Origin of the sequence: Micromonospora sp. HNM0581 (assembly GCF_012726175.1) — a bacterium.
Taxonomy (GTDB): domain Bacteria; phylum Actinomycetota; class Actinomycetes; order Mycobacteriales; family Micromonosporaceae; genus Micromonospora.
This window is the reverse complement of the sequence record NZ_JAASAD010000007.1, coordinates 144,074-164,273: the sequence shown is the minus strand read 5'-3', so window position 1 is coordinate 164,273 and position 20,200 is coordinate 144,074. Positions and strand designations below refer to the sequence as shown.

The following is a 20,200-nucleotide window of genomic DNA, read 5'->3' as shown; positions in this document are numbered from 1 at the left end:
CGCCGCCACCGTTCCCGCCCACGACGGTAGCCAGCCACCTCGACGCCCGCCTCCCCTGACACCTTCACCCACCCCGCCCCGTCTTGTAGATCGTGGGGGTGGCAGCAGACGCGATCTCACTCGGTCGCCGCCCCACAATCAGCATTTCCATCCGAATATCAGGGTTAATGAGGTTTTTGGGGGTATCGTGTAAGGAGTGTTGAATGAGGTTATTGCGAGGCTTTGGTTCCGGGGGCGCCGGGGTGTCGCTGCCGGAGTGGGCCTCGCGGTGTTGATGGGTGGGGCCGCCTACACGGGGTGGGCGTCGACTCCGACGCCGCAGGCGGGACCGGTCGTCGTGCCTGCCGACCGCGCGGGGGTGCCGAGCTTCGACGAGGCCGCACCGGTGCCACCGGCCGCACCAGCACCCGACGGGCTGCCGGAGATCGACTACGACCCGGCCCCTGACGGTTTCCCCGACGATCCGGACGCCCTCGACACCACACCGCTGACCGAGGGCCTGCACCCGACCCGCCGGATCGCGGCGTACGACGCGCCCGGTGGCCGCCCACTGGCCTTCCTGATGCCCACCATCAGTGGCGTGGAGCTGACCGTACCGATCGCCCGCCGCGAGTCCGGCTGGACGGCGGTACTGCTCCCCTCGGCCAACCGCAGACTGGCCTGGCTACCGCCCGGCGGCTTCCGCACTGTCGCCCTACCCGACCAGATCGTCGTGGAACGGACCACTTTCCGACTCACCTGGTACCGCGACGGCACCGCCCGGCGATCCTGGCAGGTCAGCCTCGGTCAACGCGGCCAGGAAACCCCGTTGGGCCGCACCTTCGTGCTGGGCCGCACCCCACCACCCGAGTCGGTCTACGGCGGGGTGGACATCTACGCCCTCGGCTCGGTACCCGACGATCCGAATTCCGTACCAGCCGGGCTGCGCGGCGCGCACATCGGCATCCACACCTGGTACCACGACGGTGAGTTGGGGCAGCAGACCACGAACGGCTGCATCCGGCTGACCGCCAGCGCCCAGCGCCTGCTGCTGGAGGAGATCAGCCCCGGCACTCCGGTCGTGGTCGTCGACGAACTACCCGACCCGCCGCCGGTCTCCTGAGCCGGATCACAGTCGCAGGGCCGAGACGGCGTCGTCGAGCGTGGCGGCCCACGCGAGTGGCTGGACGAGGCCCCTCTCAGCCAACCAGAGCCGGCAACCTGTCCGGTCGAACGACGCCACCACCGGCTGCCCGGCGTAGTGCAGGCCGACCCGCCGCAGCAGGTCGGTCGGGTCCGGCACCGGCGGTGACGGGGCCGCCTGCGGCGCCGGCACCGGCAGCTCCGGGTCGCGGGGCACGGCGGCGAGCAGGTGAACGTCGAGGTACTCGACGCACCGGGCCACGGCCAGTTCGACGCTGGCGCAGAACGGAAGCTCCGCCCTCACCTCGGCGTCGCGTGCCAGCAGCCGCACATCCCACCGCTCGCCCTGGATCTTCGTCGGGTCACCCGCGTCGAGCCGGTGGTCGCAGTAGGTGAGCACGGCGGTCAGGTCGAGGGCGTGGGCGAGCCGCAGCAGGTCGGTCAGCGGCGGCGCGTCCGGTGCGGCGGCCAGCACGAACAGCCGCGACCCGGGGAGCCCGCCGCCGATCTGCTCGACGTGCTGGCGGGCCGGCTCGACGGCGGGGTCGAAGACGGTCACCGTGCCGTCGAGCAGGTCCTGGTCGACCGGCTGATCCTCGTCGAGACGGGTCAGGTCGGCCGGGCGTACCCCGAAGGTGCCGGCGTGCCGGGCCAACCGCCAGTGCCCGCCCAACTGGTGTACCGGCGTGCCGTTGGGCTGGTGCCCGATCACCGGGGCCGGCTCCTTCGGCTCCGGACGCCACGTCTCGTGACTCACCCGCCTCAGGTCGGTCACGGTGACGGTCAGTGCCGCCGGGATCCGGCCGCCGTCGCAGCAGGTGTAGCAGGCCAGGCCCGACGGCGCGAAGCCGGCTCCGGAGCAGTGCGGACACTGCGGATCCGGCCCGGGTGTACCGATCCGGCAGTGGCAGCGACGCAGCCGGGTGCCGGGCCGGCAGTCCGGGCAGGGCCGCTGCCCGATCGGCTCGCCCCACCACGCCGGGTCGGGAGGTTCGGTGTTGCGACGCACCGTCTCCCGCACGTACCGGGCGATCTGGCCGGTGTCCCGCTCATACAGCTTCTCGACGCTGCCGGCGGGGCGGAGCGCGGTATACCACCAGCGGCCGTCACGCCAGATCGCCTGCGCCCCCGGCGCGTCGTGGGCCAGGTCCGCGAGAATCGTTCGGGACAGCCGGTCGAGGTCCACCGCGTGGGGTGGGTCGACCGCCGGCACCGGCCGCACCGTGTACGCGGGCGCCTGCCGTCCCCGCTCGTCCAGTCCACGCATGGCGCTGACCACTGTGGTGGCGGCGGCCACCGACGCCAGGTCGACGGACCCGATGACCTGGTCGTCGTCCGGCACCGGCGAGCCGGGTAGCTCGTAGCGGATCTGCCAGGTCAACCAGTTGTGCCGGCGGCGGGCGTCCACCACGAGGTCGAGGTGCAGCAGGTCGGCCAGGCCGCAGAGCCGGGCCAGTTCACGCCCCGGGTCGGCTGGTGGCGGCAGCTCGGTGCCGCGTCCCACGTAGACCAGCCAGGGGTCGAAGTCCTGCCTGACGAGGGCCGCCGCCTCCATCGCCAACCGCTGCCGCTCCGGCAGGTCGGGCCGCCACGTCTTCGGCAACCATCCGAGCGGGTCGTCGAGCTCCCGCCCGCCCCAGCGCGGACGCAGCCCGCGCACCCCGACCGGGCCGGCCAGCTCGGCGACGACCGGCCTGGCCCGCCACACCCGTTCGTCGTCGACCGGCGGCAGCGCCCCGCCGGGCACCAGTCGCCGCGACGCCGCCGCCCCGGTGTCCAGGTTGACCACGGTCAGCACGACCTGCGCCCGCCGCCGCCCACCCCGCCCGCACCTGTGGCACGCCTGCGCGACGCTGCCGTCACCGCCACAGACCTGGCAGTCGGTGTACGCCTCGTCCCGATGCTCGTTCCCGTCCACCACGAGCCGGTCCCCGCCGGCCGTGCAGAAGCACCGCCGCACCAGGAAGCCCAGCCCCGAGCACTCGTCGCAGTCGACCACCGTCATCGGCGACCACCGCCCAACCGCCGGGCGCAGTCGCCGTCGTGGTCGGCCTGCAGCAGGCACCGCCGGCCGGTCGACAGCAGCAGGTCACAGAAGACCCGATGGCGTACGCCCTGCTCGTCCTCGGCCGACACGGTGGTTTCTCCGGGGTCGGCCGGCGGCAGCACCGACGCCCACCGGGCCACCACCCGGGCCAGCCGCTGCGCCGCGATCAGGTCCGACGCGGCCACCGGCAGGTGCACGACCCACCGCCCGCTCACCGGTGGCGCCCCTGGTTGACGGGCCGCTGGTGAGTGTCAGCCCGGCCCACGCTCGGCTGGTTGAGGCGGGCCTGCCGCGCCTGGGCCTGCTCGGACTGCCACCGCCGCAACGCCTCCCGAATCCGCGCCGCCTCCCGGTCGGCCGTCGCCACCTGCCGGTACGCGGCTTCCAGGTCACCGGCCACCCGGTCGAGGAACGCCACCACCTCCATCGGGTCGTAGCCCCGCCGCCCCAGCCTGAACCGTCGATCCCGCACCTGCCATGGCCGCAACGGCCGGTAGCTGGTCGAGCGATAGCAGGTACCGGGGTGGTGCCGCTCGTCACGCTGGTTGCCGCGCCGACCGGCGCGTCGCTGGAAGGGGATGCGCATGACAGACCTCGCTCTCGTTGGGTAGGCGATGTGGAAGGCGGGTCCGTCGGCCCGCTGCGCACCGACGGACCCGCCCGGCACCTGCCACCGCAGCCCTCATCGGCAGTACGGCCACAGGGCAGACGAGGCCGCTGAGCAGCGGTTCCACAGTGGCCGTGGAGAGAGTGAAGCACCGGCTCGATTGAAATGCAACGTCTAACGAATGACGTTTGATCTGATCCAACTACCAGCGAGCACACTCTGTGAAATGTCTATTGTTTTTGATACATCGTGGCTGTTTAATGACGCGGAGACACGTCGACAATGGCCACGACAGCGGAGGCACGAGTGTCACAGGCAGTAAGCGGAACGACGATGCTCCGACGCCAGATCGGCCGGAAACTGGAAGCCCTGCGCAGGGCGGCCGGGCTCACGATGGAGCAGGCCGCCGATGAGTTGGACCGAGCCCGCGCAACCCTGCACCGGATCGAGAACGGCGCGGAGAACGTCCGCTTTCGGGCCGCCGACGTCAAGGAGATGCTGAACCTCTACGGCGCGTCCACCGAGGACGCCGAGTTGCTGCTGGCGATGACCGCCGCCACCCGCGAGAACAAGAACTGGTGGCACGACTACATCGGCTCCGGCCTGCCTCGCTGGTTCCAGCTCTACATCGGACTCGAAGAAGCAGCGACGAGCATCCGTCACTACCGGCCCGAACTGGTTCCGGGCCTCCTCCAGACCCGCGCCTATGCCACACAGGTGTTCGAGATGCCCGGCGGCGCGATCGACCCGCGGGCCGATGAAGAGCGAGAGCGTGCCATCCAACTCCGGATTGACCGCCAGGCGCTTCTCACCCGTTTCGCGCCTCCGCAACTAAGCGTGATACTGAACGAAGCCGTGCTACGTCGCCCGGTCGGCGGTGGTGCTGTCATGATCGAACAACTTCATCAGATCATGAAGGCCATGGAACTACCCAACGTAACCGTACATGTGCTGCCATTTTCGGCAGGGTTACACGCTGGCGCCATGTCCGGAGCCTTCTCGATCATCGACTTCCCCACAGACAACTCCGGCAAGGACGTGGAGCCGCCGGTGACCTACCTGGAATCAGCGACCGGCGCGATCTACCTCGACAAGCCACACGAGACGGCCACCTACAACACGATCTGGGCAGACATGACGGGGCATGCCCTCGACGAGGCCCGGTCAAAGAGCCTGATCCGCCAGATTGCAGAGGAGTTTTCCCGTGCTTGACCTGACCGGCGCCACCTGGCGCAAGTCCACCCGCAGCAACAACGGCGGCGAGTGCGTCGAGGTCGCCGACGACCTGATCGGCGTCGTTGGGCTACGAGACAGCAAGAACCCCTCCGGTCCGGTCCTCGTGTTCCACCCGGAGGCGTGGGCCGCCTTCGTCTACGGTGTGAAGCAGGAGACACCCGGCAGCCGACCCGGCCGGTAGCCCCAGATCACGGCGCGCAACCTCTGCGACTCCAACAGTTTCGTGAGCTTGTTGTCACACAGACATAGATATATCTGCGTGGCATCAAGCCCGATAGGAGCATCACTTCCTCGGCTCGACTCTCCGAGATTCCGGCTGCGGTGAAGGATTCGGGTCGGCGCTTCAGGCGAAGTCACGCTCGTGACCGATCAGCGACCGAGGGCTGACGGAACGTGCATGATTCGGTACGGTCGCTGCGAACACGCTCTATGCCCACGGGGAGGAGTCGTCGCGGTGGCGTCGATTGAGGAGATCAAGGCCGGCATCAACCGGTTCGGCCAGCAAACCCAGCAGAGCGTTACCCAACTCCGCGCGGTGCACGACTCGCTGGAGCAGAGCCTCGCGCTGTTGCAGGCCGTCACCGCCGGCACGAGCCACCCTGCGGTCGGCCAGGCGATCAGCCAGATCGAGCAGGTCAAGGCCAAGCTCAACGAGGCTTCGCAACTCGCGAACGGCGCGGTCGAGACGACCCAGCGATACGCCGCCGGCTTCTGACACCCGAGAGGTACCCATGCCACGCGTCATCGTCCCCGTTGGCCTGTCCATGGGCCCCCGATACCGCTATGTCCGCCCTCCAGACCCGATCCCCGAGTGCTACGAGATTCACCTCGGCGACGACCTCATCGAGTTGACCGAAACCGAGGCGGCGGTCTGGGCGGCGGCCTTCGTAGACGCGGAGGGCCATGCCAAGCTCGAAGTCAATCGCGAGTCGCTGATCCGGCTGCTGGAAGCCGCTCCCAATCCGGAGCCTCAGGCCACCCATCTGGTCGACAGCCTGATCGCCCGTGGTCTGCTCGTGGAGTTCGACACCGACGGCGACCTCGAACCAGTCTTTCGCCGCCACAAGCTCCTCCCCCTCGGAGAAGGTCTCGGATCCACCCCAGAGGAGCCCCACCTCCACCGCATCGGCCACGCCGGCCAACCAAAGGTCGCCGTGCCGATCGACGTGTACGGACTCTGGTCCTTCTCCTTCCGCGACCCGAATCTCTGGCGAGCTTGCGCGCTTTACGCGGACGACTCCGAGAATGTTGCGGAGGGCGACGAGCCATCAGGTGCTACCCCAGCCGAGGTTGCCCGCGACATCGCAGTCCATCTACCCGTGCTCATCGCTGTGAGCTGCGGTTACCTGGACCCAGCGTCAGCCTGATGAGCTGGCGTAAGGACAATCGCCGTAGAAAGCAAGTCGAGCGGCCGTTCGCGCGGAGGTTGAAGTACGAGAGCGCCAAGGAAACGCTCGGCAAGCTGGTCGAGTGGGGCGGGGCCGGCGTCGGCATGCTGGTCGGCCTCGCGAGCGCCAAGTACGGGATGCCGGTGTCCCCTGCCCTGGCCTCGACAGGCGGAGCGATCATCGGCGGCATCGTCGGCTCGCAGGGCAAGGCGATCGTGGTGGCTGGCATCGACCACCTTCGTGAGCGACGCGACCAGCGAGAGGCTGTCACCGCAGCGGGTGCACCTCACCGAGGACGACTCCGAAGAAGAGGCAGCAATGGCGTAGCCGGAAGCCTCCACACATTACGGCCGCGAGAGGGCTCGGCCAGCATCGCAGGGCAGGTTATCGGCCGCCTCGACTACGCGGTGAGGCAACTCAACCGGGCGTCGCGGCAGCTCGCCGAGATTCACCGGACCATGTGGGCCAGCCAGAACGCGCTCAACGCGGTCCTGGCCGGCGGACGACCAGAGGTCGTCGGGGCTGTGGAAGCCACGCTGTCCACGGCTCGCGGTCTCGTGCACGACTCGTCCGAAATGCTCACCGGCTCGGCCGAGATCATCGGCGAGTATCGCGACAGACTTTGATGCCTCACGGTCGGAGCGTGACTTGTTGCATTTCGGCGGCCGTCACAGAGTGGCGGTACGACTCGTCCCGCAGGTGTGAGCATCAAAGGGCAAGCGTGCGATCGTCGGGCTGCTCGTCGTGACGGCTGCGGTCGTCGGCGTGTCGGCAGCCGCTTATCCTCAGTCGCTCTATACCGATTTTCCCTGGCCTGGGCGCAACTGAGTCTCCGCGCTCGGGCCGTACAACGAGCATTTGACCCCGGTCGCGGCACAACAGCACGACACCGTCTCGCCAGCGCGGCCGTTCTGACGCCCCGCGTGGCGGCGTTGACCCTGGGGCGGGGCGACAGCAGGATGGCGCGGGTGGAATCGAAGGAGCTGAAGGAACGGGCGCAGGCACTGCGGTCCGCCGGTAGGACACCCAAGCAGATCGCCCGCGATCTCGGGGTCACCCGTGCGGTGGTCACCCGGCTGGTGCGGGGCGTCGACGTCGTACGACCGGGGCGGGTACATCCGGCGGAGCTGCCGCTGCTGGGCTGCTGGGTCAGCCGGCAGTGGAGCAACGGCCTCAGCGTGGCCGACCGACCGGCTGACTGGGACGACGACGCCGAGCTGCCGCCGATGGCGATGGGCGCCGGCCTGGTCAGCGTGGCGGTCGCCCGGGCGGACGGCGACGCGGCGAGCACCTGCGGTTTCCTGATCGACACCTACTGTCTCGGCGTGAAGAATGCCCTGCCACCGGTCACCTCCGATCCCGACGAGGTGCCGCATTTCGTTGCCGAGTTCTTCTCCGCCTACGACACGCCGCCGCTCCACACTCCCATCGACCTCGCCCGGCACCTGGTCTTCGGTGCGGTGGACTACGCTCGCGACCTCGGTTTCGACCCGCATCGTGACTTCTACAGCGCCGCACCGCATCTTGGCACCTGGGAGCCGCCGAGCCGGATCACCTTCGGCCTGAACGGCAAGCCCTACTTCCAGCAGGGTCCGCACGACAACCCCGAGCGGATCATGCGTACCCTCGACCGGACGGTAGGCCGCGACAACTACCACTTCACTGTTGTCCCTACTCTGCTCTGACGACGCCCCGGGGGAGGAACGTTGGTGGTCGAGCAGGTGGCCGGGTTCGTCCGCCAGACCGAGCGGTACGCGACGCTGAGCTTGGTCGCCACCACGAAGGTGCCGTCGGCGGAGGTGGCGAACCGGATCGCCAGCAGCGCACCCGCCGGGTGGGTCCGGTCACCCACCTGCCACGACGTGCGCGGCCGGACCAGCAACCATTCCCGGTGTACTCGGGCAAACGGTCAGGGCAGCGGATCTGTGACGTTCGGCCCTGGCATGGGAACGGGCTGCCGGGGTATGACCGAGACATGAGGGCGAGTTTCCGGCTCGGCCGGATCGCGGGCGTACCGGTCGGGGTCAACTGGAGTGTCCTGGTCATCTTCGCGCTGATCTGGTGGGGGTTGTCGGCCAACCTGTTCCCCGAGTCGTACCCGGGACGGTCCGTGGTCGCGTACCTGCTGGCCGGGTTGACCGCCGCGGTGGTCTTCTTCGTCGGCTTGCTCGCCCACGAGGTGTCGCACGCGGTGGTGGCCAAACGCAACGGCCTCGGCGTGCAGGGGATCACGTTGTGGCTTTTCGGCGGGGTCGCCGAGCTACGCGGCGAGGCCCGCTCACCCGGCGCCGAACTGCGCATCTCCGGGGTCGGACCGCTGGTGAGCCTGATCATCGGCGTCTTCTTCGGCGCGGTCGCGATGCTGCTCGCCCTGGCCGGGGTGCAGGGGCTGCTGCTGGGTGTGATGGCGTGGTTGGCCGGCATCAACCTGCTGCTGGCCGTGTTCAACATTCTGCCGGCGGCGCCGCTGGACGGCGGGCGGCTGCTGCGGGCGGCGGTGTGGAAGGCCACCGGCGACCGGACCCGCGCCACGGTGGTGGCGGCCCGGGCCGGCTGGGTTCTCGGCCTGGCACTGATCGGTTTCGGGCTGTGGCGGTTCCTCAGCGGCACCGGCGTCGGCGGGTTGTGGCTGGCGCTGATCGGCTGGTTCCTGATCGGCGCGGCCACCATGGAGGAGCGCCAGGCCAGGGTAGGTGACGCCCTGCGGGGCGTCCGGGTCGCCGACGTGATGACCCCGCAGCCACAGACCGCCTCCGGCGAGCTGACGGTCGCCGACTTCGTGGACAACTACCTCTTCGCGTACCGGCACACGGCACTGCCACTGACCGAGGACGGCCGGCCCGTCGGGCTGGTCACCCTCGACCGGGTACGCGGTGTGGCCTCCGACGAGCGGGACAGTACCACCCTGGCGGCCGTGGCCTGCCGCGCCGACGACCTGGTGATCGCCTCGCCCGACGAGCCGCTGACCGACCTGCTTCCCCGGCTCAGCGACTGCGCTGACGGGCGGGCGCTCGTGGTCTCCGACGGCCGCCTCGTCGGCATCGTCTCCCCCAGCGACATCAGCCGCGCCGTCCAGCGCAGCAGCATGCGCGACCAGCTCACCACCGGCCGCTAGCCTGCCTCCCGCAGAGCCGACATGCCGGGTCGAGCAGGGCTCGGGGTCAGCGAGGGAACAGCCGGTCGAGTTCCGCGGTGCGGAACGTGCCCTCCGGGTCGAGGCGGGCCACCAACGCGGCGAAGTCGGTCCAGCGGGGATAGGTCGCGGCGATCGTCGCGGTCGGCATCGCGAAGACCTTGCCCCAGTGTGGCCGGGGCGCGAACGGGGCCAGGGCCCGCTCCACCTCGACGACCGCCGGCAGCACCGCCGAAGGGTCGGCGATCCAGGTGAAGTGCACCGCGAGGCTGTCCCGGTCGTACTGCGGGCTGAGCCACAGATCGTCGGCGGCAACGGTGCGTAGTTCGCTTGTCTGCGCCACCGGGGCGATCAGGCTCGCCACCTCGTCCAACGCGGCGAGTGCCTCGCCGGCCACCGCCCGGGGCAGGTGGTACTCGGATTGCAACTCGTCGCCGTTGCTCGGCGTGAAACCGAGCCGGAAGTGCGGCAGCCGCTCGTGCCACGGGCCGGGCACGCCCAGCTGTTCGGTGCAGTTGGCCACCGGCATGCCGGGTACCGGATGCCAGGGACGGTCGGCGGCAGTGGTGCCGAGCCAGTCCGTCGGAGGGGCGGGCTGATCCGTCAGCTGCTTGCGCCAAACCTGGGTGCCGCGGGTGGACCGCCAGTCGGTGAACACACTGACGCTGTACGCCGAGGCCAACGCCTCGTCCAGGGCCTCGCGGGGTAGGTCGAGGCGGACGTACTGGCGTACCTCGAAGGTCGGGACCACGTCGAGGGTGAGCTGGGTGACGACGCCCAGCGCGCCGAGGGCGACCACCATACCGGCGAAATCACGGTCGGTTCGGTCCACGGTGAGAAGGTCACCGGCGGCGGTGACCATGTCCAGGCCGGCGACCGCCGTCGCCAGGTTGCCGATCGTCTCACCGGAGCCGTGGGTGCCGGTGGCCACCGCGCCGGCCACCGAGATGTGCGGCAGCGAGGCGAGATTCGCCAACGCGTACCCGCGCTCGTGCAGCCAGGTGGCCACGTCGCCGTACCGCATCGCGGCCGGCACGTGTACCACCCGCCGCTGCTCGTCCAGTCGTACCGTGGCGGGCAGTCCGGCGAGTGTGACCAGGTCGCCGGTGGTGTCACCGAGGCGGTTGAAGGAGTGTCCGCTGCCCACCGCCCGGAGTCGGTCGCTGCCGGCGACGAGTTCGCGCAGCTGGTCGACGGACGACGGCCGGTGGTACGCCCGGGCTGCGTACTCGACGTTGCCGGCCCAGTTGCGGTGCGTCGACACTCCCGGCCTCCCCTCCACGCCGACGGTTACCGCCGGCCTCGTCGGGGAACCATACGCCGATGAGCAGCTACCGTGACCCCGCCCCTCGCGGCGACGTGTACCCCTCCGAGGAGGAGATCGACCCGGCTGGCAGCGGCATCCAGCCCGGCAGCGGTCCCGTCGACGCTTCCTCGGTCGCCTGGTCCGACGTCCGGCCGTCGGCGGGTCAGCCGGACCCGCAGCCCGGTCCCACCCCGGAGCCGGTGCCGCAGCCGCCACCCGTCCCCGGTCCGCCGCCCCGGGTCGAAGCCGGCGCCCGGTCGATCGTGACCCGACACATGGACGGTTCGGTCCAGGTGGTCACCGACTTCGACGGCGACGGCCTGGCCGACCAGGTGCAGTTCGACCTCGACGGCGACGGTCTACCGGACGTCACCTACCTCGACCGCGACCGGGACGGCCAACTGGACACGGTGCTCCGCGAGGAACACCGGGTCTGAGTTTCGCGGCGGCCGGTCAGAGCTGGCGCATCACCTCGGCGGCGACCAGGTCCAGATGGTCCAGGTCGGTCAGGTCCAGCACCTGAAGGTAGAGGCGCTGGCTGCCGATCTCCGCGTACCGGCCGATGGTGTCGACGACCTCGGCGGGCGTGCCGGCGAGACCGTTGACCCGTAGCTCGTCCGGTTCACGACCGATAGCCTCGGCCCGCCGGGCCACTTCCGCATCGTCCTTGCCACAGCAGAGCACCAGCGCGTTGGACCAGCTCAGTTGGGCCGGGTCGCGGCCGATGGCGGCACAGGCGGCGCGGACCCGCTCGAACTGGGCCACCGTCTCGTCGATCGAGACGAACGGCAGGTTGAACTCGTCGGCGTAGCGGGCGGCGAGCTGCGGCGTACGCTTCGCGCCCTTGCCACCGAGCAGGATCGGCGGATGCGGGCGCTGCACCGGCTTGGGTAACGCGGGCGAGTCGCTGACCTGGTAGTGGCGACCGGTGAAGTCGAACGTCCCGCCCGACGGGGTACGCCACAGCCCGGTGATCACCGCCAGTTGCTCGTCCAGCCGGTCGAACCGCTCCCCCAGCGGCGGGAACGGAATCCCGTACGCCCGGTGCTCGGCGTCGTACCAGCCGGCGCCGATGCCCAGTTCGACCCGCCCGCCACTCATCTGGTCGACCTGGGCGACGGTGATCGCGAGCGGGCCGGGGAGCCGGAACGTCGCGGCGCTCATCAGCGTGCCGAGCCGGATGGACCGGGTGTCCCGGGCCAGCCCGGCGAGGGTGGTCCAGGCGTCGGTGGGGCCGGGTTCGCCGCTTACCGACCCCATCTTCAGGTAATGGTCCGACCGGAAGAAGGCGCCGAAGCCGGTCTCCTCGGCACGTCGGGCCACGGCGAGCAGAGTGTCGTAGCTGGCGCCCTGCTGAGGTTCGGTGAAGATCCGCAGTTCCATGGGTCGAGCATAGGAAGTCGCCGGCTGCGGCGCTTGGGGACACGAACCGGCCACTTCCGAGCAGGGGGTGGCGGGCATGCTGGGATTCCGTAACCCGGTCGACCGGAGCCTGCCCGGGTGGTGCGGTACTGCTCACGGCGTCGCGCGTCGGATGATCAGGTAGCTGATGCCGGCGAGTGGCAGGGTCAGGAGCGCCGGCCAGCCGACCAGCAGCGCCCAGCCCGGCTGGTCGGCCAACCAGCCGCCGATCACCGACCACCAGCCCCGCCAGTTGGCGAGCACGACGAGCCCGCCGAGCCCGGCAAGTGCGGTGGTGCTCAGTGTCAGCATGCCGTTGACACCCCAACGTTTGAAGACCAGCGCGATCGCGATGCCGACGAAGCCGAGCAGCAGGAACGGCAGTGCGAAGCTGAGGAACCGCAGCACCGGGTTGTCGACCACGAGGAACGGGAGGCCGAAGAAGAGCAGGTTGACACCCCAGCCATCGGTCGCCTCCTCGATCACGGCGAGCAGGTAGAGCACCGCCGCATAGCTGATGGCCTGGCCCGCGTAGTTGAGCACGTTGCCGAGGTAGAAGCTTCGGCGGGAGACGCCAAGTCCGAGAGCGAACGGGAAATCCTGTGTGATCGCATTGATGCTGGCGATGAACATCACGATGTAGATGCTCACCAGCCCGCCGGTGCGCGGCTCGAAGTCTTCGCTGTCGCCGATCGTGCTGAACAGCGCCACGTTGATGAGGAAGCTGAGCATGAGGATCCCCCACGGCCAGCCGACCACACTGCACCAGGCCACGAACTGCAACCGGGCGACGATCAGGGTGCGGTTCATCGGATGGTCTCCTCACTTGTCACACCGGCCGGGGTCGGCGTGGAACTGTCTGTCGCGGTGGACAGGCGAACGACGATGTCCTGGAGCGAGGACGCTTCGAGTACGAGACCCAGGGCCCTGGCGCGGTCCTGGGCGGCGGGGCCGAAGTCTCCGCGTACGGTGAGCCGGGTCGTGCCACCGAGCGACGCCCGGTGCAGTTCGGTGCCGGTACGGGCGAACTCCTGCACCGCCGCGACCGGACCGGAGACGGTGACCACCTGGCCGCGCAGGGCTTCCGCCTCGACGTCGAGCAGGAGCCGACCCCGGTCGAGCAGCAGGACATGCTCGATCAGGTCACTGACCTCGTCGATGAGGTGTGTCGACAGCACGATGGTGCGGGGGTGTTCGGTGTAGTCGGCGAGCAGGTGGTCGTAGAAGTGTTGTCGGGCCACCGCGTCCAGGCCCAGGTAGGGCTCGTCGAAGAAGGTCAGTGGGGCCCGCGAGGCGAGCCCGACGACGATGCCGAGCGCGGAGAGCATGCCCCGGGAGAGCTTGCGGACGTTGCGTCCGCGCGGCAACTGGAACACCTCGACGAGCCGCTGCGCGAACTCCTCGTTCCAGCTCGGGTAGACCAGGCGGGCGGCCCGCAGGACGTGGGTGACCCGCAGGTTCGTCGGGTACGTCTGACTCTCCTTGATGAAGGACATCCGGGCGAGCACCTGTTCGTTCTCGTACGGGTGCTGCCCGAAGACGCTGACTTGGCCGCTGGTGGCGAAGTGTTGCCCGGTGAGGATCTGCATCAGGGTGGTCTTGCCTGCCCCGTTGCGTCCCAGTAGGCCGTGGATCCGATTTTCCGCGAGCGAGAAGCTGATGCCGTCCAGGGCGGTGACTCCCCGGTATCGCTTGGTCAGATCGGTTACGGCGATCACCGCGCTCACCGGCTCTCCCCCTTCGCATCGATCATGTTCTTGAGTTCGGCTGGTTCGATGCCGAGCTTGCGCGCCTCGGTCAGCAGCGGCTGGACGTACTGCCGGGCGAACTCGTCGCGACGCCGGCCGCGCAGCTTCGCTCGGGCGCCGGAGGAGACGAACATGCCGATCCCTCGCTTCTTGTAGAGAGTTCCGTCGTCGACAAGCTTGTTGACCCCCTTGGCGGCGGTCGCGGGGTTGATCCGGTGGAACGCGGCCAGCTCGTTCGTGGAGGGCACCTGTCCCTCCTCGGCGAGGGTGCCGTCGAGGATCGAGTTCTCCAGCAGCTCTGCGATCTGCAGAAAGATCGGCCGGCTGTCCTCCATCACGTTCGTCCCCAGTCGCCACCCTGGTTGACTGGTTCATTACTCATGTAACTAACCATGCAACCAGGGTGGCATCGCTGTCAAGGGGCCGGCACGAAGGTCGTCAGCTGTACGGCGGCCGGGCGTACGCGGACCGCAGCGCGGCCAGCCCGGTCGCCTTCGGGCGCAGGGTGCCCCACCCGGAGTTGAAGTAGTTCGTCCGGGCGATGAGGGGGCCACGCTCGGCGTTCAGCCAGGCGATGGCCGGCGGTACGGTGGCGATCCAGGCCGCCTGGTCGGGAATCTCGGCGACCCGGACGCCCCACTCGGCGATGAGCACCGGGCGGGACAGCGCGACCGGGCCGAGATCGGCCACCGCCCAGTCCTTGGTACGCCGAAACCGTTCCAGGGCGGTGTGGCTGGCGCTCGTCGCGTAGACGTTCCACTGAAGGAAATCCAGTCGGTCCATCAGCGTCTCGGGGTGGGTCCGCCGAAAGCAGGCCCGGTCGAAGCCACCGAGCCCGACCGAGAAGCTGCTGCCCTGCGGAAGTCCCTTGGCCGTGAACCAGTCGATGATGTACGTGACGGCCCGCACCGCCCGGGCATCCGACTCGGCCCAGGTGTACGCCTTGCCGGCCTCGGTGGTGCCGAACTCGTGATCGGTGTCCAGTTCGGAGGCGAGCTGGATGTTCACCCCGAAGCCCATCGTCAGGTACTGCGACAGCGCCCGGGCGAACAACCCGTCGCACTGCCCGGCGATGACCTGGCCGTAGCCGTACGCCTTCGGCCACACCGTGCCGGGCCGCTGCTGGATGGTCATCGCGGGGGCCGGCACGGTGTACCTCACCCCGTCCACGGTGAAGGTCTGCGGCCCGGTGTCGGGTGCGCCGTAGTGCTTGAGTTCGAGCACCATGTTGAGCTGCACCCCGCTCCGGCCCAGGGTGATCAGCCAGGGTCGTTGGTATCCGGGGAAGATGTAGGCGTCGGCGAAGCTGCGGTACTGGGTCAGCGACCGGAAGTTGCCGCCGGCCATGTCGGCCGTCGGGTCCGCGCCGCCGGACAGGTAGTACCCGCCGAGCACCCGCGGCAGCACGGTGTAGGCGACACTGGCGGTGGCGGCCCCACTGGTGGAGTCCCGCACGGTGACTGTCACCCTCGGCATCACGCCACCGCCCGGAAGACGGCCACCGCGCCGTTGTCGGAGACTCGCGACCAGGTGCGCCCCGAGTCGTCGGCGACGGTGACGGTGAGCGGGTCGATCACGGCGGTCACCGAGACAGGGGCACTACGGTTGCCCCGTGCGTCGGCCACCGTGACCGTCACGGTGAGCCGCTGGTTGTCCGGATCGGCGTAGTTGACGGTGAGCAGCATCGGCTCGCCGGGTGAGTAGGTGGTGGGGTCCATCGAAACGTTCACGGTGGGAGCGGCCATGGCGGCTCCTTCCTGGCTTGGTCGCCGTGACCAGCGGTGCAACACCGACGGTGCGGCTGGTCGGCGACGGCGGGCCGGAGCCGGGTGGCGCGACGACGCGCCCCGGCGGGATCCGTACTGGCGGCCAGCGGGACGTCACGATTCCCGCGAGGGCCGGAGGATCGGATGTGGCCCGCCATCCGCAGCCTCTCTACCTGCTACAACAGTGCATCGGGGCAGGTCCCACCGTCCTGTCCTTTTTCAGACTTATCGACCGTCATGGAGGCGATACGTGAAGTATCTGATGTTGATCTACGGTAACGAGGAGATCTGGGGCAGCCTCCCGGACGCCGACCTGACCACACTGATCGGAGAGGTGGACGCCTTCAACGAGACACTGCGAGCCACCGGCGAACTGGTCGACGTACAGGGCCTCGTGTCGCTTCCCCGGTCGGTGCGGATCGCCGCCGGCACCCCGGTGGTCACGGACGGGCCGTACCTGGAGGCAAAGGAGTACGTCGGCTCGTACTTCGTGGTCGACGTCGACGACGAGCAGCGGGCACTGGCGATCGCCCGGGACTATCCGGGTCTGCGGTTCGGCACCGAGGGTGGCGGCATCGAGATCTGGCCGCTGATGACCGACGACGGAGCGGACCACTGAGCCTCGATCCGGCAGCCGTCGATCTGCTGCGCCGGCTCGCGCCACAGGTGCTTGCCACGCTCGTCCGCCGGTACGGCGAATTCGACCGGGCCGAGGACGCCGTGCAGGAGGCACTTGTCGCCGCCGTCGAGAGGTGGCCGCTCGACGGGCTTCCCGAGCAACCGTCAGGCTGGTTGCACACGGTCGCCGCCCGCCGCTACGTCGATCTGGTACGCGCCGACGCCGCCCGCGCCCGCCGGGAACGTACGGCACTGCGCCTCACCCCACACGACACCCATGTCGCCCCGCCACCCGACACCGAACCACCCCGCGACGACCTGCTGGAGTTGTTCCTGCTCTGTTGCCACCCGGCCCTGTCCTCCGCTGCCCAGCTGGCACTGACCCTGCGCGCGGTGGGTGGGCTCACCACCACCGAGGTCGCCGCCGCCTTCCTGGTCTCGGAGCGGACCATGGGGCAACGGATCTCCCGCGCCAAACTGCGCCTGCGGGAGGCAGACGCCCGATTCGCGCCGCCGTCGCAGACCGAGCGGGAGATCCGGCTGTCCGTCGTACGCCAGGTGTTGTACCTGATGTTCAACGAGGGGTACAGCGCCAGCAACGGCCCCCACCTGCGTCGCGCCGACCTGACCGGGCAGGCGCTACGGCTCACTCGTCGACTGCACGAGCAGCTGCCCGGCGACGGGGAGACAGGCGGCCTGCTCGCGCTGATGCTGCTCACCGAGGCCCGCGCGACGGCCAGGGTCGACCCGAACGGCGAACTGGTGCCGCTCGCGAAACAGGACCGTCGACGTTGGGACCGACGGGCGATCGACGAGGGACGTGCCCTGGTCGAGCAGAGCCTGGCCGCCTCACCACCCGGCCCGTACCGGATCCAGGCCGCGATCGCGGCGGTGCACGCCGAGGCGCCGAACACCGCAGCGACGGACTGGCCGCAGGTGCTCGCCCTGTACGAGCTGCTGGAACGCCTCGCGCCCAACCCGGTGGTCACCCTGAACCGGGCGGTGGCGGTGGGCGTCGTCTGCGGGCCGACCGCCGGGCTGGCGGTACTGTCCGAGCTGGAGTCGGGGCTGCTGGCCGGTCACCACCGACTGCACGCCGTTCGCGCCCACCTGCTCGACCTCGCTGGCGACCGGGCCGCAGCCGCAGCGCAGTGGCGGACAGCGGCGCACCGGGCCGGCAGCGAACCCGAACGGCGGTACCTGCTGCGCCGAGCCGCCGCCGCATCCGACCCGACCCGGCGCTCGTGTGACCCAGCACACTCCGAGGTCCGGTAGAAACGCACCGTCCGGCTCCGATCCACGGAAGGGTCGGCACCCACGGTGGGAGTCGCCAGACCGGGAGGAACGGACATGACGAAGGTGACCGCCCAATTGTCGGTGTCGGTGGACGGCTACTACGCCGGCCCGCTGCACGACGGTGACGGCGACTGGTTACGGTCGGCGGAGAGCCACGCGTTCTTCCGGGTGACCCGATGGGCCACGGAGGCGATGGCCTGGCGCGAGCGGCAGGGCTTCGCCGGTGGCCGCCGCGACGCCGACTCCGAAATCATCGCCGAGTCGTTCGCTGCGGCCGGCGCGTACCTGATGGGACGCCGGATGGCCGACGGCGGCGAGGTGCCGTGGGGCGACGAGCCACCGTTCCGCGCGCCGGTCTTCGTCGTGACCCACCGGCCCCGCCCGACACTGCATCGCCAGGGCGGCACCAGCTTCACCTACGTCACCGACGGGCTGGTGAGCGCGGTGACCCAGGCCCGGGCCGCCGCCGGCGACAAGAACGTCGCGGTGGCCGGCGGCGGCAGCCTGGTCCGGCAGGTGCTGCGGGCGGGACTACTCGACGAGTTGGAGCTGCACGTGGTGCCGGTTGTTCTCGGCGCCGGACTACGACTCTTCGACGACCTGGGTCTCGATGATCTCGAGGCGATCGAGCTCGTCCCCGACCGGGTGGTCCCCACCCCCCAGGTCACCCACGTGCGGTACACGGTGCGTGGCCGTGCCCCGCTCGTACTCGACGATCGGGGGAAACTCCCGGGCTCGCCGGGGCCACGCAGCTGAACTGGAACCGGCCATCCGTCCCGCCGGTTGTAGGCAAGCCGACTGTGACCTTGACCGGTATCCGAAACAGTGACTGCAACGTCGACCACCACCGATTGGAGTGGCCATGTCCCTCCGTTTCCGTCACCTCTGCGCCGCCCTGGCCGCCATGCTGGCGGCGGCACTGCTCATCCCGGGCGTGCCGGCCACGGCCGCCACCGCCGACCGCTTCGGCTTCGCGTACGTCGACGATCCCACCGTGCCGGCCTGGACACCGTTGCCCGCTCCCTACCAGTTCGGCAGCTGGGCTGCGGGCCCGGTCGCCACCGGCGGCAAGATCGCCCCCGGCCGGTTCCTGGTTCGGTTCCCGAGCATCGCCCTGGGCGCCCGCGGCAACGCACACGTGACCGCCGTGGCGCGGGACGGCCGGTTCTGCCAGCTCGTGCGCTGGAACAGCGCCGGCACCGACGAGATCGTCGACGTGCAGTGTTTCCGCCCCGGCGGCATCCCGGCCGACACGCCGTTCACGGTGTTGTGGACGGTGAGCTCCGGTGTCCTACCGGCCGGCGTCGGGGCGTACGCCTCCGCGCAGGTGTTGTCGAACGCCCTCGCCCAGGCGTACAACTCCGCCGGGGCACCGGTCACCGTCACCAACGTCGGGGTGGGCGTCTACGCGATGCGTTTCCTGGCGGTCGGCACAGCCGGCGCGCTGTCCGGGAACGTACAGGTGACCGCCCAGCAGCCGAACGCACAACCGCGCCGGTGCAAGATCCTTCGCTGGGGCGCGACCGGCCCGGACGTGCTCGTCTACGTCGCCTGCCACGATCCGACCACCGGCGTGTTGATCAACAGCGATTTCACCGTGTCGTTCCACCGGGAACGCTCGGTCTACGCGTCGTTCGGCCCACCGAAGTACTTCGGGTACCTCGCGACGCCCTTCGTCGGCCCGACGAACTACTCCCACCCGCTCGGCGTGGGCGCGAACGGCTTCGGTCCCACGGGCCTCGGCACCTACACGGTCAAGTTCCCGGCCCTGCACGAGAAGAGCACCACGGCTCAGGTGACCGCGATCGGTGACGGCCCCTCGTACTGCACCATCCAAGCTCGATGGGCGCAGTTCGGCAGCGATGCGGTGTTGCCGGTTGCCTGCTTCGACAACGCCGGCCGACCGCAGGACGTCGGGTTCAGCTCGACCTTCGCGTCGAGCGTTTGAGTTGGGCGGTCCCCGCCCGTTGTCACCGGGCGGGGACCACCGGGCGACGAACCAGGTGAGTGGCGTCCGGCGAACCTGAGCGAAAATTCCCCGGCGGCATGTCGAGAAGCCGGGTCGGGCTCCGTCCTCGGTGCGAACGCGGCCACAATGGCCCGTACCTGACAAGGAGCATCCAATGGCCAAGTACCTGCTGCTCAAGCACTACCGTGGCGGTCCGACCCCGCTGCACGACGTGCCGATGGACCAGTGGACGCCCGAGGAGATCTCGGCCCACGTGCAGTACATGCGTGACTTCGCGGCCCGGCTCGAAGAGACCGGCGAGTTCGTCGAGGGACAGGCGCTCTCCCCGGAGGGGACGTTCGTCCGGTACGACGGCGAGGGACGACCGCCGGTCACCGACGGTCCGTTCGCCGAGACCAAGGATCTCATCGCCGGCTGGATGGTGATCGACGTCGACACCTACGACCGGGCGCTGGAACTGGCCGGCGAACTGTCCGCGGCGCCCGGAGTAGGCGGGAAGCCGCTGCACGAGTGGCTTGAGGTGCGGCCGTTCCTGACCGAGCCGCCGACCATCTCGGAGTGAC

Annotated in this window: 24 protein-coding genes; 14 read left to right on the top strand and 10 right to left on the bottom strand. The window is 69.7% G+C overall.

Features of this window, described 5'->3' with window-relative positions; translation table 11 throughout:
• The first annotated feature begins 337 nt into the window (after positions 1-337).
• Positions 338-1,102 (top strand): L,D-transpeptidase, encoded by a 765-nt coding sequence (locus HCA58_RS11775; protein ID WP_346775965.1) that lies wholly within the window; start codon positions 338-340, stop codon positions 1,100-1,102.
• Positions 1,103-1,108: 6 nt separating this feature from the next.
• Here HCA58_RS11775 and HCA58_RS11770 read toward each other — a convergent pair whose 3' ends face one another.
• Genes HCA58_RS11770 through HCA58_RS11760 form a run of 3 tightly spaced genes read right to left on the bottom strand, consistent with a single transcriptional unit; the run spans position 1,109 to position 3,755 of the window.
• Positions 1,109-3,127: a hypothetical protein gene (locus HCA58_RS11770; RefSeq protein WP_169597823.1), complete on the bottom strand. Its 2,019-nt coding sequence runs from the start codon at positions 3,125-3,127 to the stop codon at positions 1,109-1,111.
• On the bottom strand, positions 3,124-3,384 hold the full coding sequence (locus tag HCA58_RS11765; RefSeq protein WP_169597822.1) for a hypothetical protein: 261 nt from the start codon (positions 3,382-3,384) through the stop codon (positions 3,124-3,126). The genes HCA58_RS11770 and HCA58_RS11765 overlap by 4 nt, the downstream gene beginning before the upstream one ends.
• Positions 3,381-3,755: a DivIVA domain-containing protein gene (locus HCA58_RS11760; RefSeq protein ID WP_169597821.1), complete on the bottom strand. Its 375-nt coding sequence runs from the start codon at positions 3,753-3,755 to the stop codon at positions 3,381-3,383. The genes HCA58_RS11765 and HCA58_RS11760 overlap by 4 nt, the downstream gene beginning before the upstream one ends.
• A 354-nt stretch (positions 3,756-4,109) precedes the next feature.
• On the opposite strand from HCA58_RS11760, the gene HCA58_RS11755 reads away from it, so the two are divergent.
• The 7 genes from HCA58_RS11755 to HCA58_RS11725 all read left to right on the top strand — a co-directional run bounded on the left by HCA58_RS11755 (position 4,110) and on the right by HCA58_RS11725 (position 9,515).
• Positions 4,110-4,988, top strand: a complete 879-nt coding sequence (locus HCA58_RS11755) for a helix-turn-helix transcriptional regulator (RefSeq protein WP_205808361.1) — start codon at positions 4,110-4,112, stop codon at positions 4,986-4,988.
• Positions 4,981-5,193, top strand: coding sequence for a DUF397 domain-containing protein (locus HCA58_RS11750; protein WP_169597819.1), 213 nt, complete (start codon positions 4,981-4,983; stop codon positions 5,191-5,193). The genes HCA58_RS11755 and HCA58_RS11750 overlap by 8 nt, the downstream gene beginning before the upstream one ends.
• 273 nt (positions 5,194-5,466) lie before the next feature.
• Positions 5,467-5,727, top strand: a complete 261-nt coding sequence (locus tag HCA58_RS11745; protein WP_169597818.1) for a hypothetical protein — start codon at positions 5,467-5,469, stop codon at positions 5,725-5,727.
• Positions 5,728-5,743: 16 nt separating this feature from the next.
• A complete protein-coding gene (locus tag HCA58_RS11740; RefSeq protein ID WP_169597817.1) occupies positions 5,744-6,379 on the top strand; it encodes a hypothetical protein in 636 nt (211 codons plus the stop codon).
• A complete protein-coding gene (locus tag HCA58_RS11735; protein WP_169597816.1) occupies positions 6,379-7,026 on the top strand; it encodes a hypothetical protein in 648 nt (215 codons plus the stop codon). The genes HCA58_RS11740 and HCA58_RS11735 overlap by 1 nt, the downstream gene beginning before the upstream one ends.
• Positions 7,027-7,368: 342 nt before the next feature.
• Positions 7,369-8,085, top strand: a complete 717-nt coding sequence (locus HCA58_RS11730; RefSeq protein ID WP_169597815.1) for a hypothetical protein — start codon at positions 7,369-7,371, stop codon at positions 8,083-8,085.
• A 290-nt stretch (positions 8,086-8,375) separates the two neighbouring features.
• Entirely contained in the window at positions 8,376-9,515 is a 1,140-nt protein-coding gene (locus HCA58_RS11725) for a site-2 protease family protein (protein ID WP_169597814.1), read from the top strand.
• Positions 9,516-9,561: 46 nt separating this feature from the next.
• Here HCA58_RS11725 and HCA58_RS11720 read toward each other — a convergent pair whose 3' ends face one another.
• Positions 9,562-10,797, bottom strand: a complete 1,236-nt coding sequence (locus HCA58_RS11720) for a D-arabinono-1,4-lactone oxidase (RefSeq protein ID WP_169597813.1) — start codon at positions 10,795-10,797, stop codon at positions 9,562-9,564.
• A 59-nt stretch (positions 10,798-10,856) separates the two neighbouring features.
• Here HCA58_RS11720 and HCA58_RS11715 point away from each other — a divergent pair, with 59 nt between their 5' ends.
• A complete protein-coding gene (locus tag HCA58_RS11715; RefSeq protein WP_169597812.1) occupies positions 10,857-11,276 on the top strand; it encodes a hypothetical protein in 420 nt (139 codons plus the stop codon).
• A gap of 16 nt (positions 11,277-11,292) precedes the next feature.
• Here HCA58_RS11715 and HCA58_RS11710 read toward each other — a convergent pair whose 3' ends face one another.
• The 6 genes from HCA58_RS11710 to HCA58_RS11685 all read right to left on the bottom strand — a co-directional run bounded on the left by HCA58_RS11710 (position 11,293) and on the right by HCA58_RS11685 (position 15,733).
• Positions 11,293-12,222, bottom strand: coding sequence for an LLM class F420-dependent oxidoreductase (locus tag HCA58_RS11710; protein ID WP_169597811.1), 930 nt, complete (start codon positions 12,220-12,222; stop codon positions 11,293-11,295).
• A gap of 132 nt (positions 12,223-12,354) precedes the next feature.
• Positions 12,355-13,050 (bottom strand): hypothetical protein, encoded by a 696-nt coding sequence (locus HCA58_RS11705; protein WP_169597810.1) that lies wholly within the window; start codon positions 13,048-13,050, stop codon positions 12,355-12,357.
• Positions 13,047-13,967, bottom strand: coding sequence for an ABC transporter ATP-binding protein (locus HCA58_RS11700; RefSeq protein ID WP_169597809.1), 921 nt, complete (start codon positions 13,965-13,967; stop codon positions 13,047-13,049). The genes HCA58_RS11705 and HCA58_RS11700 overlap by 4 nt, the downstream gene beginning before the upstream one ends.
• Positions 13,964-14,323 carry a GntR family transcriptional regulator gene (locus HCA58_RS11695; RefSeq protein ID WP_169597808.1) on the bottom strand — a complete coding sequence of 120 codons (360 nt, stop codon included), beginning with the start codon at positions 14,321-14,323 and terminating at the stop codon, positions 13,964-13,966. Before HCA58_RS11695 ends, HCA58_RS11700 begins: the two co-directional genes overlap by 4 nt.
• Before the next feature lie 103 nt (positions 14,324-14,426).
• Entirely contained in the window at positions 14,427-15,464 is a 1,038-nt protein-coding gene (locus tag HCA58_RS11690) for a hypothetical protein (protein WP_169597807.1), read from the bottom strand.
• Positions 15,464-15,733: a hypothetical protein gene (locus tag HCA58_RS11685; protein ID WP_169597806.1), complete on the bottom strand. Its 270-nt coding sequence runs from the start codon at positions 15,731-15,733 to the stop codon at positions 15,464-15,466. The genes HCA58_RS11690 and HCA58_RS11685 overlap by 1 nt, the downstream gene beginning before the upstream one ends.
• Positions 15,734-16,004: 271 nt before the next feature.
• Between HCA58_RS11685 and HCA58_RS11680 the strand changes: the two genes are divergently transcribed.
• The 5 genes from HCA58_RS11680 (at position 16,005) to HCA58_RS11660 (ending at position 20,199) form a co-directional block, all read left to right on the top strand.
• Entirely contained in the window at positions 16,005-16,373 is a 369-nt protein-coding gene (locus HCA58_RS11680) for a YciI family protein (RefSeq protein WP_169597805.1), read from the top strand.
• A complete protein-coding gene (locus HCA58_RS11675; RefSeq protein WP_169597906.1) occupies positions 16,370-17,647 on the top strand; it encodes a DUF6596 domain-containing protein in 1,278 nt (425 codons plus the stop codon). The genes HCA58_RS11680 and HCA58_RS11675 overlap by 4 nt, the downstream gene beginning before the upstream one ends.
• A 75-nt stretch (positions 17,648-17,722) precedes the next feature.
• Positions 17,723-18,424, top strand: coding sequence for a dihydrofolate reductase family protein (locus tag HCA58_RS11670; protein WP_169597804.1), 702 nt, complete (start codon positions 17,723-17,725; stop codon positions 18,422-18,424).
• Positions 18,425-18,530: 106 nt separating this feature from the next.
• Positions 18,531-19,616 (top strand): hypothetical protein, encoded by a 1,086-nt coding sequence (locus HCA58_RS11665; RefSeq protein ID WP_169597803.1) that lies wholly within the window; start codon positions 18,531-18,533, stop codon positions 19,614-19,616.
• 175 nt (positions 19,617-19,791) lie between these two features.
• Positions 19,792-20,199: a YciI family protein gene (locus tag HCA58_RS11660; protein ID WP_169597802.1), complete on the top strand. Its 408-nt coding sequence runs from the start codon at positions 19,792-19,794 to the stop codon at positions 20,197-20,199.
• Position 20,200: the final 1 nt, after the last annotated feature.

Excerpts from the sequence above, each read along its gene's own strand:
- HCA58_RS11770 (WP_169597823.1), bottom strand. The coding sequence starts at position 3,127 with ATGACGGTGGTCGACTGCGACGAGTGCTCGGGGCTGGGCTTCCTGGTG.
- HCA58_RS11760 (WP_169597821.1), bottom strand. The coding sequence starts at position 3,755 with ATGCGCATCCCCTTCCAGCGACGCGCCGGTCGGCGCGGCAACCAGCGT.
- HCA58_RS11755 (WP_205808361.1), top strand. The coding sequence starts at position 4,110 with ATGCTCCGACGCCAGATCGGCCGGAAACTGGAAGCCCTGCGCAGGGCG.
- HCA58_RS11740 (WP_169597817.1), top strand. The coding sequence starts at position 5,744 with ATGCCACGCGTCATCGTCCCCGTTGGCCTGTCCATGGGCCCCCGATAC.
- HCA58_RS11735 (WP_169597816.1), top strand. The coding sequence starts at position 6,379 with ATGAGCTGGCGTAAGGACAATCGCCGTAGAAAGCAAGTCGAGCGGCCG.
- HCA58_RS11725 (WP_169597814.1), top strand. The coding sequence starts at position 8,376 with ATGAGGGCGAGTTTCCGGCTCGGCCGGATCGCGGGCGTACCGGTCGGG.
- HCA58_RS11715 (WP_169597812.1), top strand. The coding sequence starts at position 10,857 with ATGAGCAGCTACCGTGACCCCGCCCCTCGCGGCGACGTGTACCCCTCC.
- HCA58_RS11710 (WP_169597811.1), bottom strand. The coding sequence starts at position 12,222 with ATGGAACTGCGGATCTTCACCGAACCTCAGCAGGGCGCCAGCTACGAC.
- HCA58_RS11705 (WP_169597810.1), bottom strand. The coding sequence starts at position 13,050 with ATGAACCGCACCCTGATCGTCGCCCGGTTGCAGTTCGTGGCCTGGTGC.
- HCA58_RS11695 (WP_169597808.1), bottom strand. The coding sequence starts at position 14,323 with ATGGAGGACAGCCGGCCGATCTTTCTGCAGATCGCAGAGCTGCTGGAG.
- HCA58_RS11690 (WP_169597807.1), bottom strand. The coding sequence starts at position 15,464 with ATGCCGAGGGTGACAGTCACCGTGCGGGACTCCACCAGTGGGGCCGCC.
- HCA58_RS11685 (WP_169597806.1), bottom strand. The coding sequence starts at position 15,733 with ATGGCCGCTCCCACCGTGAACGTTTCGATGGACCCCACCACCTACTCA.
- HCA58_RS11670 (WP_169597804.1), top strand. The coding sequence starts at position 17,723 with ATGACGAAGGTGACCGCCCAATTGTCGGTGTCGGTGGACGGCTACTAC.
- HCA58_RS11665 (WP_169597803.1), top strand. The coding sequence starts at position 18,531 with ATGTCCCTCCGTTTCCGTCACCTCTGCGCCGCCCTGGCCGCCATGCTG.
- HCA58_RS11660 (WP_169597802.1), top strand. The coding sequence starts at position 19,792 with ATGGCCAAGTACCTGCTGCTCAAGCACTACCGTGGCGGTCCGACCCCG.